We start from the raw sequence: 12,900 nt of genomic DNA on the forward strand, positions 1-12,900 counted from the left end.
CACGTGCCCGCGGTGGGCTCGGCCCGGCCTGCCGTGCGGGACCGGGCGCGGCGTGATGTCCGTGCGGGGCAGGGGTCAGCCGGGCAGGACGTTCCACGCCGCCAGGGCGGCGAGCAGCCCGTCGGTCAGCGGCATGCGGTCCAGCTCGGCCCGCGAGCACCAGCGCACGGCCGCCGCGTCGTCGCCCGGCGCGAGCGCCCCCGAGACCGCGGTGGCCAGGTAGTCGCGGATCACGTAGACCACCCCTCCAGGCCCAGGGCGCTCGACGGCGCCCGCCAGCGCGCCCACCGTCACCACCAGGCCCGTCTCCTCCGCGACCTCCCTGCGGACCGCGTCCTCGTCGCTCTCTCCCGCCTCGACCCTGCCGCCGGGGATCGACCACAGCCCCTCGCCAGGCGGCCGCCCACGCTTGATCAGCAGCAGTTCGCCCGAATCCGCGACCATGATCGCGCCCACACAATTTACGCGCACATGGCCAAGATTACGGCGGCATAACGAGCTCCGCCCTTGACGGATCGGTGCTCGGGGACGCACCGTGAGTAGCTGTGAGAGCGGCACCAACCTGTCCACGATGTTTTGGACCGCTTCATGCACCGAGCGCGTGGTCGAGCGCATGGCGCTGCGGCGCGCATGGCGACGTCCTGCCCTTCCAGCCGCTGCAGCCATCCGGTTCGGCCTGCGATTCCGTACGGCAGAGCTCGGTGGTTCCCGTGTGGCTGCCGTGGCCGCTTCCGCCAGGCTGGCTGGTGACGGGGTTCGGCCTGGCGGGCGACGAGCGCACAGGTGCACGGGCGAGCCTGGTAGCGCTGACGGGTCCTTCGGTCACGCATGGCCCCGCCGACATGGTTGTCATCGCCGAAGAGCCCGGCGTCGGCCTCGGCGCGAGCTTCGCCGGCCTCGACGGCCCCGATCCAGGCGGAGGCTTCGGCGAAGGGCCGCCGAACGCCAAGATCGACGTGCTCGGGCACCCGACCGCGCTGTGGTGCGTCAGGGCGCCCGACGACAGGGCCGTCTACGCGGGCGAGGCGCTCGGCAACTGGCTCTGGACCGTCGTGTGGCCGGCCGAGGCCGGTTGCTTCATCGTCCTGGACCAGCTGACCCTGCGTGACCTGCGCGCGCACGACCAGGACTTCGACCTGCCCTTCGGCGCCTTCTCTCCGAGGCTCGAGAGTTAGGATCGTGCTCTGTTCCCCCCTCACCGGCAGGGGGGCGCGGTGTTCGACGTCAGGTTCTTCGTCGAGGCGTTCGTCACGATGTTCGTCATCATGGACCCGCCCGGCGTCATTCCGCTCTTCCTCGCCTACACCGGCGGCCGTACTCCCGCCGAACGCAGGCGCATCGCGGCGCAGGCGGCGATCACGGCGTTCTGCCTGATCGTGGTGTTCGCGGTCTTCGGCCAGGTCATCCTGGGGTACCTGCACGTGGAGGTGCCCGCCATGCAGATCGCGGGCGGGCTGCTCCTGCTGCTGGTCGCCCTGGAACTGTTGCGGGGGACGACGGAGCCGCGGGCGGGCACCGTGAAGTCGAACGTCAACGTGGCGCTGGTGCCCCTCGGGACCCCTCTGCTGGCGGGCCCAGGAGCCATCGTGGCCACGATCGTGTTCGCCCAGCAGGCAGGGGCGGTGAAGGGCGGCATCCTGGCGCTGGGGCTGGCCATCGCGGCGGTGCACGTGGTGCTGTGGTTGTTCATGCGGTTCTCGGTGAGCATCATCCGGGTGATCAAGGAGAACGGGGTGGAGCTGGTCACCAGGATCGCCGGCCTGCTGCTGGCCGCGCTGGCCGTCCAGCTCATCATCACCGCCATCCGTTCCCTCACGGCCTGACCTCGAACGGCGTCCCACCATCCGCGTGCAAGGCGGGATCCGAGCCCCGGTTGACGATAGGGTGGCAACGTGGGAGCGCGTATCGAGCGAGTCGTGACCGAGGGCGTCGTCGAGATCGACGGCACCGAGCATAAGGTCGAGAACAACACCTGGATCGTGGGCGACGACGAGGAGGTCATCGTCATCGACCCGGCGCGTGACGCCGAGAAGATCCTGGACCAGATCGGCGAGCGGGAGGTGCTCGCCGTCATCTGCACGCACGGCCTTCCCGACCACGTCGGCGCCGCCATCGAGGTGGCCAGCAGGGACGAGTCGGTGATCGCCCTGCACCCCAAGGACAAGCCGATCTGGCGTGAGACCTGGTCGGAGACCTGGCCTGACATCGAGATGGAGGACGAGGGCGTGTTCGGCGTCGGCGACGTCCGTCTCGAGGTGCTGGAGACCCCCGGCGTCACGATGGGCGGTGTCTCCCTCTACTCCGAGGAGCTGGAGGCCGTCTTCACCGGCAAGTCGCTGCAGGCCGACGGTCCTGGCAAGCTCGGCGGGGAGTACCCCGCCCTGGCCGACCAGCTGACCTCGATCGGCGGGAGGCTGTTCACGCTGCCGGGCGCGACCAGGGTCCTGCCCAACCAGGGCGAGGAGAGCCGGATCGGCGACCTGGAGCCGCACTTCGACGACTGGGTGTCGGGGTCGCTGACCCGCGAGAAGCCTTCGGACGGCCCGCTGACCGACGGCACGGGCGCCGCCGGGATCCAGCTGAACCTGGGCGACCAGTAGGTGCTGGAGCAGCTCCCTCTTGAGGGCATGCCGCGGCGGCTCTATTCATGCACGCCGTCGCGGCTCAACTCATGGCTCGACTGCCGCAGGCGCTACAGGTTCTCCTATCTCGACCGGCCCCAGCCGCCCAAGGGCCCCGCGTGGGCCCACAACAGCATGGGCGCGAGCGTGCACAACGCGCTCGCGGCGTGGTGGCGGCAGCCGTACGAGCGCAGGACCTCCGCCATGGCGGCGATCCTGCTGACCAACGGGTGGATCTCCGAGGGGTTCAGGGACGCCGAGCAGTCCACGCAGTATCGTGATCACGCCCGCGGCATGGTGTCGGGGTACGTCGAGACGCTCGATCCCTCCGACGAGCCCGTCGGCGTCGAGCGTACGGTGGCCACGCGGACGAAGGCCATCGCGGTCTCCGGGCGCATCGACAGGCTCGACCGGCGCGGCGACGAGCTGGTGGTCGTCGACTACAAGACGGGCAGGCGGCCACTGACCGAGGACGACGCCCGCGGCTCGCTCGCCCTGGCGATCTACGCGATCGCGGCCTCGCGCGTGCTGCGCACCCCGTGCACCACCGTCGAGCTGCACCACCTGCCGACCGGCGAGATCGTCGAGTGGCAGCACACCGAGGAGTCGCTCGGCCGCCACCTGCGCAGGGCCGAGGAGGTCGCGCTGGAGGCCGGTGAGGCCGACGAGCGCTACAGGGCCGGCGAGAAGAACGACCCGTTCCCGCCGAGTCCAGGCCCGATGTGCTCGTGGTGCGACTTCCGCCGCCACTGCCCCGAGGGCCGCACGGCGGCACCTGACAAGCTCCCCTGGGACGCTCTCGCCTGAACCCGCCCAGGCCCGCCCGAGACCACCGGGTCCGGCGGTGCTCGCCTCGCCCGAGGCGTTGGCCGCGGTCGCCGAGGACGGAGCGGGTCAGGCCGCCAGGCCGGCCGGCCAGCGGCGTGGGTCGGTGAGGCCTTTGAGTCCCTTGCTCACGTCGTAGCCCGCCTTCGCCAGCCGTTCGCGGGAGGCGGCGAGCATCTGCCTGGTCGGCTCGGCGAAGGCCAGGTCGTGGACGTGCTCGGGCAACGAGTTGGCCCCGAGCCTGAACGCCTTCAGCGCCGCCGTCACGGTCGCGCGCGGCACCTCGGGCAGCGTGCCGTACATCTCCCTGGCCCAGCCGGGCAGCGAGTAGTAGCACAGCGCGCCGAACGGGAAGTAGACCGGCTTGCCGGGGGAGAGCCTGCGCAGCTCCTGCGGCAACCGCGGCCACAGCAGGAACCGCACGGTGGCCGCCGACTCGTCGATGACCCGCAGCCTGGGCCGCATCTCCTCGAAGTACGCGGCCATCTCGGCCTGCGAGCCGGGCACGTCGTCCAGGTGCAGGCCGACGTAGGTGGCGCTCTTGCGCTGTTCGTAGAGGTAGCGGTCGGCCTGCCGGTCGGTCAGCCCGAGGCCGCCGCGCCTGGCCACCTCCAGGTAGGACGACACCTCCGCGCAGTGCACCCACCGCAGCAGCTCGGGGTCGTCGACACGGTGCGTCCTGCCGCCGTCGCTGATGCGCAGCCCCCGGTGGATGCGCCGCACCCTGCGCCCGATCTCGTCGGCCTCCTCAGGACTGCCGAAGGTGACCCTTCCCACGAAGTCGGCGGTACGGCGCAGCCGTCCGAACGGGTCGTCCTGGAAGTTGGAGTTCTGCCAGACGCCGCGCATCGCCAGCGGGTGGAGCGCCTGGAGCATGAGGCCGCGCACGCCGCCCACCCACATCGAGCGGTCGAGGTGCACCAGCCACGTCACAGCCTGCGGCGGCTGGACGACGATCTCTTCGATGCTCGTCATAGTAAGTAGATGATTACACGGCTGGGCGGCGAATGGCCTCCGCCGAGTTCCAGAATCTCGTCAGCGCGGCCGCGGTCGTCTCCGGCGCCTCGACGGCGGGCGAGTGGACGGCGCCGGGCACCACCACGATCTCGGATCCGAGCCTGGCCGCCATCTCGGCCTGCACGCCGGGCGGCCAGCCGTCGTCGTGCTCGCCGAACAGGACCAGGGTCGGCACCTCGATCTGGGTGAGCTCCTCGGTGCGGTCGGGCTGGTCGAGCACCTGCGCCGCCATCGTCGCCAGCGCCGTGGGGTTGTTGGCGAACAGCCGCTTGCGCAGGAACGCGATGATCTCGTCGGGCACGCCGCCGCCGAGCGCCTCGGGCTCGTAGCGGGTGGTCCACACGTGTTCGAGGCCCAGCTCGGGCAGCTCGCGCATGATCGCCCTGCCGGCCCGCTCGCGGGGTCCGATGATGCCTGAAGGGCCCGAGCTCATCAGCGTGAAAGAGGCGAACTTGGTGCGCCCGTCGATCACCGCCTCCCTGGTGACCAGCCCGCCGAAGGAGTGGCCGACGAGGTGGACGGGGCCGCCGTCGCCGACGGCCATCGCGATCGCGTCGACGTCGTTGCCGAGCGCGGGGCAGGTGTAGGCGGCGGCGTCGTCGGGGCCAGGTGTCTCGTACTGCCCTCGCATGTCGATCGCGACGACCTTGCGGTTGGCGGTGGCGAGGGTCTGCAGGATGGCGATGAAGTCTTCCTTGCTGCCGGTGAGGCCGGGTACCAGCAGCGCGGGTAGCCGCTCGATCACGCCGCTCATCGGGGTGGCCTCCAGGGCGGCGAACTGGCCGTGGGGCGTGTCGATCTGCACGGGGGACACCCCGGGCGGCAGGGACAGGAAGCGCGGCGTACTCACGTAAGGCAACAATACCCAGAGCACAGGGTGGGAACACCGCGAATCGTTCCACTTACCCAGCTTGACGTGCTCAAAGGCGCTCTGTGCCGATTCTCGTGGGAGCGGCGAGGGGCCGTCATGACCCGGTCAGACTCGACCCCGCCAGGGGCCGCCGAGGGGCGGCGAACAGGCGACACACCGAGGGCCGGCCCGTATGCAGGTGAGAGGCGCGAACGGGTCCCCGGCAGGGACTCACCGGGACGCGGACCAGGGGTGTGGGGTCTCCTCCGGAGGACGACCGGGGTTCTCCCGGGATGGGGCTCGCTGGGGGCGTGGGGGCGCTTCCGAGGGCCGGGAGCGCCCCCACAGAGGCGTCGAGGGGCCGGGGCGCGCGGGAGCCCCCCAGCCCGTTGGGACGTCAGCGGCGGCGAGGCCCGCCGGAAGCGCCGCCGCTGCCGCGCGGGCGACGCCGCTGCTGCTGGCGTTCGGTCGCGGCGGAGGGCGCGATCTCGTCATCGTCGGTCGCCAGGTCAGGCGACTGGAAGATGACCGTGAACGCGTTCGGCGGCACGATCCGCTCGGGCTCCCTGCGGACAGGGGGCGGCGGGGTGGTCATGAAGCTCGGCTCCTCGACGGGGTGCGGTGCGGGCTGCGGCTCGGCCACCGAGGCGAGAGCTCCTTCCAGCGCCTCCGAGGAGGCGCCCCTACGGGCCCGAGTCCGCCTGGAGGGCTGGTCGGCCGCGGCCTCGACCTCTTCGGCGGAGATGATGGCGGGCGTGTCGTCGTTCCTGCGGGAGCGCCTGCGCATGGGCTTCTCCTCTGGCGCGATCGTCGATGCGGTGCTCTCGGCGTCCTCGGTCAGAGTGCTGCCGAGCGGGTCGGCCGAGGCGATGGCCGCCGCGGAGGCGACCTTCTCCGAAGCCGCCTCGTCCGAGGCGGACCCGTTGGCGGCCGATCCGTTGGAGGCGGGCCCGTTCGAGGCGGGTTCGCCCGTCACGGGTCCCGTCGAGACCAGCTCGTCGGAGCCGGCCTCGGCGGCGCGGCCGCCCCGGGTGCGGCGGCGCTGGCGCGGCGTGCGGGCGGGGCGCGGCTCGCGCTCCTCCCTGTCCTTACGGCCACGCGAGCGCGACCGTCCGGTCTCGCCGAGGTCCTCCAGCTCCTCCGCCGCCAGCCCCGCCCTGGAGCGGGCCGCGCGCGGCAGCACGCCCTTGGTCCCCTCGGGGATGCCCAGCTCGGTGTAGACGTGCGGCGAGGTGGAGTAGGTCTCCTCGGGCTCGGCGAAGTCGAGGCCGAGCATGTTGTTGATCATCTTCCAGCGGGTCAGCTCTTCCCACTCGACGAAGGTGACCGCGATGCCGGTGCGCCCCGCCCTGCCCGTACGGCCGATGCGGTGCACGTAGGTCTTGTCGTCGGTGGGGGCGTCGTAGTTGACCACGTGCGTGACGTCGTCGATGTCGATGCCGCGCGCCGCCACGTCGGTGGCGACCAGCACGTCGATCTTGCCGTTGCGGAAGGCGCGCAGCGCCTGCTCGCGCTGGCCCTGCCCGAGGTCGCCGTGGACGGCCGCCACCGCGAAGCCGCGGGTGTCGAGCTGCTCGGCGACCATGTCGCAGGCGCGCTTGGTCTCGCAGAACACCATGGTCAGACCGCGGCCGTCGGCCTGCAGCAGGCGGGACAGGATCTCGATCTTGTCCATCCTGTGGACGCGCCAGACGAGCTGGCGCACCTGCGGCGTGGCCTCGCCCTCGCCGCTCTCCATCTCGGCGCGCACGTGGGTGGGGCGGTTGAGGTACTTGCGCGACAGCGCGACGATCTCGCCCGGCATGGTGGCGGAGAACAGCATCGTCTGCCGCTCGGCGGGGATGAGCTTGAAGATCCGCTCGATGTCGGGCAGGAAGCCGAGGTCGAGCATGCGGTCGGCCTCGTCGAGGACGAGCATGGTGACCTGGGAAAGGTCGAGGTGCTTCTGCTTGACCAGGTCGAGCAGGCGGCCGGGGGTGCCGACGATGACGTCGACGCCCGCCTTCAGCGCTTCGACCTGCGGCTCGTACGCGCGCCCGCCGTACACGGTGAGCACGCGGGAGCCGAGCTTGCCCGCTGCGGTGACCAGGTCCTCGGAGACCTGGACGGCCAGCTCACGGGTGGGCACGACGACCAGGCCGCGCGGCTTCTTGCGGTTCTTGCGTGGCTTTCCGATGCTCTGCAGCATCGCGATGCCGAACGCGTAGGTCTTTCCCGTGCCGGTGCGTGCCTGACCGATGAGGTCCTGCCCGGCGAGGGCGAGTGGGAGCGCCATCTCCTGGATGGGGAACGGCGTGGTGATGCCCTCGGTCTCGAGGGCATCGGCGATCTCTGGTGTGACTCCGAGGTCTCGGAAAGTCGTCAGCGTGGCCTGCCTCAGTCTCAAATGAAGGCGGGCCTGCCGGGACCATCGGGCGGAATTCATCCCCGTGCCTGGGTCCTCGCGGTAGAGCCAGCCCTCTCGCGTCATCAGCGACCGCAGGCCCGGAAGTGGGGGTTAGCGGGAGCGAATCTCCCGGATTAACACAGTGCGGTCGCACTTTCACAGAGCAGTGTACTCGATACCACAACGCGGACCGAGTTTCATTATGTTCCCGAAGTACGCTGCCTTCATGACAGATTCCCCGGGTGTCGTCGATCTCCTCGGCGTGCTGGCATACGCCGAGCTCACCGCCTTCCTCCGGCTGGCCGAGGATGCGGGCCAGTTGGCCCCCACTCTGACAGACAGGGCGGTGCTCGGCGAACTGGCGGTGGCCGAGTACGCCCACTTCCAGCTCCTTCGCGACAAGCTCGTCTCGCTCGGGGCCGACCCCGACAAGGCGATGTCGCCGTTCGTGGAGGCGCTGGACGAGTGGCACACCAACACCGCGCCGGGCGACTGGCTGGAGGCGCTGGTCAAGGCCTACGTGGGCACGGGGATCGCGCTCGACTTCTATCGCGAGGCGGCCAGGCACCTCGACCCGTCCATCGCCGATCTCGTCGACGAGGTGCTGGTCGACCAGGGCCGTTCGGCGTTCGCGGTGGAGCGGGTGCGGGCGGCGGTCGAGGCCGACCCCGCGCTGGCCGGGCGGCTGGCGCTGTGGGCGCGGCGCCTGGTCGGCGAGGCGCTCAGCCAGGGCCAGCGGGTCGCGGCCGCCCGGCCCGAGCTGGCCCAGCTGCTGGTGGAGGCGGTGCCGGACGACCAGGCGGAGATCTCCAGGCTGTTCGCGAGGCTGACCGAGGAGCACGGCAAGCGGATGGCGGCTCTCGGCATCTGACCGCCCGGCTTTACTCGGTCTGCGCATCGAGCGGCGCGAACGCGCGGACGGTTGTACCGTGCCGGTATGAGGGCCTCGCGCCGCTACAGCAGTTCCTTGACCAGATGTGGGCCGAATCGCTGGGTCTCGCGCGCCGTGCTGCGGAGGGAGAGCGCGCGCTGTCCCTCCGGAGAGCCGAGGCGCGAGCACGTGCCCCGGCACCGTCGTCCTGGACGATGCCTGATCGGCCCTGGCAGTCCCTGCCACTGACGGCGGCCGAACCAGGGGGACGGCGAGCGCCGCCGTGCCCCTGGAGCTGGAACCCGTCCTACATGGTGCCGCCGAAGCCGACGGGCCGGTTCTCGTCCTCGCCGATCTCGATGAATCCGATCGAGGCCACGGGCACGACGACGCGCCTGCCCTTGACGTCGCTGATGGCGAAGACGCCCTTGTCAGCGGCGAGCGCCTGCCGGATCTCCTCCTCGATCTGGTCGGCCGTCAGGTCGCTCTCCACAACGAGCTCGCGGTGTACGGACCGTACGCCGATCTTGATTTCCATCGTGCTCCCTCTTGAGACGGGGCTGGCTCATCCCATCGTCACTCGTCTCGGGTAAGAAGGGGGCATTGATCGCGCCGAGCGAACGCTGTTATGCCGTACGCGGAAAACCGCTGATGCCACGCCAGGCGAGCCTGGCCATGAGCTGCTCCGCGGCGTCCTTGGGGATGGAGCCGTGCTGGGTGATCCAATAGCGGGCGCTGACCTCGGCCATGCCGACCAGGCCGACACCGAGCAGGTGCGCCTCCTCGCTGGAGCAGCCGGTGTCCTCCTGGATCACCTGGCTCACCATCTCGGCGCACTCGCGCAGCGAGCGCTCGACGCGCTGCCGTACGGGGGCGACGTTGCGCAGGTCGGACTCGAAGACCAGCCGGAAGGCCTCACCCTGGCTGGAGACGAAGTCGAAGAAGGCGCGGAAGGTGGCCTGGACGCGGAGCTTGTTCTCGTGGGTGGAGGCCAGCGCGTCGCGGACCCTGCTGACCATGTCGTCGACGTGGAGGTCGAGCAGGGCGAGGTAGAGCTCGAGCTTGCCGGGGAAGTGCTGGTAGAGCACGGGCTTGCTGACCCCGGCGCGGTCGGCGATCTCGTCCATGGCCGCCGCGTGGTAGCCGTTCTCCACGAACACTTCCTGCGCGGCGTTCAGCAGCTGGCGCCTGCGGGCGAGTCGGGGCAGCCGGGTGCCCCGGGGCTTGGCGTCCGGGGTTGCTGTCACGCGGGTCTCCTAGGGGGCGAGTGCTGTTTGCCCGCACATCCTACGCGCGGGTAACCAGGTCAGCGGTAGTCATCGTCATCATCGTCGCCGACCGTGCGGTCCTGCTCGAAGGCGTCGGCGGGGTCCACGTCGATCGGGAGCTCGTGGCGGATGGCGTCTCCTTCGCGGAGCGCCCTGAGCTGTTCGGCCGCGTCGGCCGGATCCACCTCGATCGGGAGTTCCACGCGGGTGGTGTCTCCCTCACGCAGCCTGAGCTGTTCGGCCGCATCGGCCTCGGGCACCTCGATGGACAGCTCGGCCTCGTTCTGCGACATCCCGTCCCCCTGTCGTAGCCGGACGGGTTCCACCTTACGCCTGGCCGAACAGATCGCCGTGATCCTCCACCCTGGCCAGCACATCGGCCGCGGTGAACACGAGTTCCTCGGGGCTCCCGCAGCTCTCGACCTCTTCCCAGAGCAGCGGGGTCGAGACCGTCGGGTGGGACCTGGCGCGCAGCGAGTAGGGGGCGACGGTGGTCTTGGCGGGGTTGTTCTGGCTCCAGTCGATGAAGACCTTGCCCGGCCGGAGCTTCTTGGCCATCACGCTGACGACCTCGTCGGGGTGCTCCTTCGCCAGGCGCTGGGCGAGCCGGCGGGCGTAGTCGGACGGTTCGACCCTGTCGTCCCATGGGCTGTAGAGCTGCATGCCCTTGTTGCCGCTCGTCTTCGGCCACGCGACGAGGCCGTCCTCGGCCAGCACCTCGCGGATGAGCGTGGCGACCCTGCAGCACTCGACGATGGTGGCGGGCGGGCCCGGGTCGAGGTCGAGCACCAGCAGGTCGGGCGGCAGCGCCTCGCCGTCCTTGCTCACCTTCCACTGCGGGACGTGCAGCTCGAGCGCGGCCAGGTTGGCGTAGTAGACGAGCGAAGGCAGGTCGTCGACGACGGCGAAGTCGATGGTCTCGCGGTTCTTGGTGCTGCCCGGCACCGGGAGCGTCGCCCTGCGCAGCCACGAGGGCGCGTGCTGGGGCGCGTTCTTCTCGAAGAAGAAGGCGCCGTCGACGCCGTCGGGGTAGCGCTTGACGGTCAGCGGCCTGTCCCGCAGGTGCGGCAGGAGGACGGGGGCGATCCTGCTGTAGTAGTCGATGACCTCGGCCTTGGTGAAGCCGATCTCGGAGTAGAGCACCTTGTCCAGGTTGCTGAGCGTCAACTGGCGTCCGTCCACCTTGACGGGAACCTTCACAGCGTCACCTCTGCCGGTACCTTGTCGCCCCTGAGACCGCGCCACACGGGATGTCGTAGCCTGCCGTCGTCGGTCCACATCGTGTAGGCCACCTCCCCGACCATCTCGGGTCTAACCCATCGGTTGCGCCCCTTCACCTCGTCCGAGAACGGGCTGCGGGGCACCTCGAGCGGTTCGAGCAGCGCCAGCAGGTGCGCGAGCGCCGCGTCGGTGAACCCGGTGCCCACGTGCCCGACGTAGGTGAACCCCTCGCCGGTGAACATCCCGAGCAGCAGCGAGCCGATGCCGCCCGCGCGCCGCCCCTTGCCGGGCTTCCACCCGCCGATCACGACCTCCGTGGTGGCCTGGTGCTTCACCTTGATCCACCACGGCGAGCGCACCCCCGTCCTGTACGGCGAGTCGAGCCTCTTGGCGATCACGCCTTCGAGTCCCTGCTCCAGGGTGGCGGCCATCAGGTCGGAGTCGCCGGGGAAGAACGGCGGCGCGCCGATGTCCAGCTCGTCGAGTAGCGCCCGCCTGTCCCTGTACGGCAGGTCGAACAGCGGCCGGCCGCCCAGGTAGAGCAGGTCGAAGGGTAAGTAGGTGATCGGCACCCTGTGCACGAGCGAAGGGCTCGGATCGCTGAGGTGCATCCGCCGCTGTAATCGGGAGAACCAGGGCCGTCCGTCGGCGCCGAGCGCCACGACCTCGCCGTCGATGATCGCGTGGTCGAGCCCGAAGCCCGACGCGGTCTCGCACACCTCGGGATACCTGCGCGTGTAGTCGGCTCCGTGCCTGCCGGACACCCTGCACCCGCCCGCCTCCAGGTGGACGAGCGCCCTGATGCCGTCCCACTTCACCTCCAGCCCGTACTGCTCCCGATCGGCCGGCAGGCGCCCGGGTACGGCGAGCATCGGTTCGATCGGATATGGCATCGGATCGCCCATGACGGGTATGTGCCCATGAGGTGAGCCCGCTATTTCTTTTGGAGTGCCCATGCGCAGCATCTGGAAGGGTGCGATCTCCTTCGGGCTGGTCACGATCCCGGTCAAGCTCTACTCGGCGACAGAGCAGAAGGACGTCACCTTCCACCAGGTGCACCGCGAGGACGGCGGCAGGATCCGCTACAAGCGCGTGTGCACGATCGACGGCGAGGAGGTGCCCTACTCCGACATCGCCAAGGGCTACGAGCTGGCCACAGGGGAGATCGTCGTGCTCACCGACGAGGACTTCGAGGATCTGCCGCTGAGCACCTCGCGGCGGATCGACGTGCTGCAGTTCACCCCCGCCGACCAGATCGACCCGATCTACTTCGCCAAGTCCTACTACCTGGAGCCCGACGCGCAGGGCGCCAAGCCGTACGTGCTGCTGCGGAACGCGCTGGAGAGCTCGGGGCAGGTGGCGGTGGTCAAGGTGGCGTTGCGGCAGCGGGAGTCGCTGGCCACGCTGCGGGTGCGCGACGGGGTGTTCGTCCTGGAGACGATGCTGTGGCCCGACGAGATCCGCACGCCCGACTTCGGCTTCCTCGAGGAGGACGTGGAGGTCAGGCCGCAGGAGCTGAAGATGGCCGAGTCGCTGATCACCACGATGGTGGCCGACTTCGACCCCGCCGAGTACCACGACGCCTACCGTGAGGCGTTGCAGCAGGTGATCGAGGCGAAGGTGGCCGGCAAGGAGGTCGTCCCCGCTCCTGAGGGCGAGGAGGAGGCGGGCCCGGCCGTCGACCTCATGGCCGCGCTGCGGGCCAGCGTGGAGGCGGCGAAGAAGGAGCGCGGCGCCTCGGCGAAGAAGGAGCCGAAGAAGAAGGCTCGCAAGACCGCCTAGGGAGGCCGGCACCGCTGTCCGCCTTGCGGTGACCCCGCTACGAGCGGGTTATCGTCGAG

General features: G+C 70.3%; 15 protein-coding genes. 6 read left to right on the forward strand and 9 right to left on the reverse strand.

Annotated features, from left to right (window positions below; genetic code table 11):
* Nucleotides 1-75 precede the first annotated feature (75 nt).
* Nucleotides 76-471: an NUDIX hydrolase gene (locus ACFSKW_RS53255; protein ID WP_379583301.1), complete on the reverse strand. Its 396-nt coding sequence runs from the start codon at nucleotides 469-471 to the stop codon at nucleotides 76-78.
* A 74-nt stretch (nucleotides 472-545) separates the two neighbouring features.
* Here ACFSKW_RS53255 and ACFSKW_RS53260 point away from each other — a divergent pair, with 74 nt between their 5' ends.
* From ACFSKW_RS53260 to ACFSKW_RS53275, 4 genes are all read left to right on the forward strand, one after another.
* The gene (locus ACFSKW_RS53260; protein WP_379583303.1) at nucleotides 546-1,175 is read left to right on the forward strand and encodes a DUF6758 family protein; all 630 of its coding nucleotides are present in this window, start codon (nucleotides 546-548) and stop codon (nucleotides 1,173-1,175) included.
* A gap of 39 nt (nucleotides 1,176-1,214) precedes the next feature.
* On the forward strand, nucleotides 1,215-1,823 hold the full coding sequence (locus ACFSKW_RS53265) for a MarC family protein (protein ID WP_379583305.1): 609 nt from the start codon (nucleotides 1,215-1,217) through the stop codon (nucleotides 1,821-1,823).
* Between the two features lie 69 nt (nucleotides 1,824-1,892).
* The gene (locus ACFSKW_RS53270) at nucleotides 1,893-2,600 is read left to right on the forward strand and encodes an MBL fold metallo-hydrolase (RefSeq protein WP_379583306.1); all 708 of its coding nucleotides are present in this window, start codon (nucleotides 1,893-1,895) and stop codon (nucleotides 2,598-2,600) included.
* A 3-nt stretch (nucleotides 2,601-2,603) separates the two neighbouring features.
* The gene (locus ACFSKW_RS53275; RefSeq protein ID WP_379583441.1) at nucleotides 2,604-3,428 is read left to right on the forward strand and encodes a RecB family exonuclease; all 825 of its coding nucleotides are present in this window, start codon (nucleotides 2,604-2,606) and stop codon (nucleotides 3,426-3,428) included.
* Between the two features lie 87 nt (nucleotides 3,429-3,515).
* On the opposite strand, the gene ACFSKW_RS53280 is transcribed toward ACFSKW_RS53275, so the two are convergent.
* From ACFSKW_RS53280 to ACFSKW_RS53290, 3 genes are all read right to left on the reverse strand, one after another.
* Nucleotides 3,516-4,421 (reverse strand): oxygenase MpaB family protein, encoded by a 906-nt coding sequence (locus ACFSKW_RS53280; RefSeq protein ID WP_379583307.1) that lies wholly within the window; start codon nucleotides 4,419-4,421, stop codon nucleotides 3,516-3,518.
* A 13-nt stretch (nucleotides 4,422-4,434) separates the two neighbouring features.
* Entirely contained in the window at nucleotides 4,435-5,313 is an 879-nt protein-coding gene (locus ACFSKW_RS53285; protein ID WP_379583309.1) for an alpha/beta fold hydrolase, read from the reverse strand.
* 397 nt (nucleotides 5,314-5,710) lie between these two features.
* A complete protein-coding gene (locus ACFSKW_RS53290; RefSeq protein ID WP_379583310.1) occupies nucleotides 5,711-7,588 on the reverse strand; it encodes a DEAD/DEAH box helicase in 1,878 nt (625 codons plus the stop codon).
* 337 nt (nucleotides 7,589-7,925) lie between these two features.
* On the opposite strand from ACFSKW_RS53290, the gene ACFSKW_RS53295 reads away from it, so the two are divergent.
* Nucleotides 7,926-8,570, forward strand: a complete 645-nt coding sequence (locus ACFSKW_RS53295) for a ferritin-like fold-containing protein (RefSeq protein WP_379583312.1) — start codon at nucleotides 7,926-7,928, stop codon at nucleotides 8,568-8,570.
* Nucleotides 8,571-8,877: 307 nt separating this feature from the next.
* On the opposite strand, the gene ACFSKW_RS53300 is transcribed toward ACFSKW_RS53295, so the two are convergent.
* The 5 genes from ACFSKW_RS53300 to ligD (ACFSKW_RS53320) form a co-directional block, all read right to left on the reverse strand.
* Nucleotides 8,878-9,108, reverse strand: coding sequence for a DUF3107 domain-containing protein (locus ACFSKW_RS53300; RefSeq protein ID WP_379583313.1), 231 nt, complete (start codon nucleotides 9,106-9,108; stop codon nucleotides 8,878-8,880).
* A gap of 88 nt (nucleotides 9,109-9,196) precedes the next feature.
* Nucleotides 9,197-9,817 carry a TetR/AcrR family transcriptional regulator gene (locus ACFSKW_RS53305; protein WP_358135856.1) on the reverse strand — a complete coding sequence of 207 codons (621 nt, stop codon included), beginning with the start codon at nucleotides 9,815-9,817 and terminating at the stop codon, nucleotides 9,197-9,199.
* A gap of 59 nt (nucleotides 9,818-9,876) precedes the next feature.
* Nucleotides 9,877-10,131, reverse strand: coding sequence for a hypothetical protein (locus tag ACFSKW_RS53310; protein ID WP_379583315.1), 255 nt, complete (start codon nucleotides 10,129-10,131; stop codon nucleotides 9,877-9,879).
* Between the two features lie 34 nt (nucleotides 10,132-10,165).
* Complete coding sequence (gene ligD, locus ACFSKW_RS53315; RefSeq protein WP_379583317.1) at nucleotides 10,166-11,038, reverse strand: non-homologous end-joining DNA ligase; 873 nt, start codon at nucleotides 11,036-11,038, stop codon at nucleotides 10,166-10,168.
* On the reverse strand, nucleotides 11,035-11,931 hold the full coding sequence (ligD, locus tag ACFSKW_RS53320) for a non-homologous end-joining DNA ligase (RefSeq protein WP_379583319.1): 897 nt from the start codon (nucleotides 11,929-11,931) through the stop codon (nucleotides 11,035-11,037). The genes ligD (ACFSKW_RS53315) and ligD (ACFSKW_RS53320) overlap by 4 nt, the downstream gene beginning before the upstream one ends.
* An 82-nt stretch (nucleotides 11,932-12,013) precedes the next feature.
* On the opposite strand from ligD (ACFSKW_RS53320), the gene ku reads away from it, so the two are divergent.
* Entirely contained in the window at nucleotides 12,014-12,841 is an 828-nt protein-coding gene (gene ku, locus ACFSKW_RS53325; RefSeq protein WP_379583321.1) for a non-homologous end joining protein Ku, read from the forward strand.
* Nucleotides 12,842-12,900 lie beyond the last annotated feature (59 nt).

This window comes from Nonomuraea mangrovi (assembly GCF_042681425.1).
In the GTDB taxonomy this organism is placed as follows: Bacteria; Actinomycetota; Actinomycetes; order Streptosporangiales; family Streptosporangiaceae; genus Nonomuraea; species Nonomuraea mangrovi.

Bases quoted from the DNA above. Each gene is read 5' to 3' on its own strand.
- ACFSKW_RS53290 (WP_379583310.1), bottom strand. From the start codon at position 7,588: ATGGCGCTCCCACTCGCCCTCGCCGGGCAGGACCTCATCGGTCAGGCA.
- ligD (WP_379583319.1), bottom strand. From the start codon at position 11,931: ATGCTCGCCGTACCCGGGCGCCTGCCGGCCGATCGGGAGCAGTACGGG.
- ACFSKW_RS53295 (WP_379583312.1), top strand. From the start codon at position 7,926: ATGACAGATTCCCCGGGTGTCGTCGATCTCCTCGGCGTGCTGGCATAC.
- ACFSKW_RS53300 (WP_379583313.1), bottom strand. From the start codon at position 9,108: ATGGAAATCAAGATCGGCGTACGGTCCGTACACCGCGAGCTCGTTGTG.
- ku (WP_379583321.1), top strand. From the start codon at position 12,014: ATGCGCAGCATCTGGAAGGGTGCGATCTCCTTCGGGCTGGTCACGATC.
- ACFSKW_RS53310 (WP_379583315.1), bottom strand. From the start codon at position 10,131: ATGTCGCAGAACGAGGCCGAGCTGTCCATCGAGGTGCCCGAGGCCGAT.
- ACFSKW_RS53280 (WP_379583307.1), bottom strand. From the start codon at position 4,421: ATGACGAGCATCGAAGAGATCGTCGTCCAGCCGCCGCAGGCTGTGACG.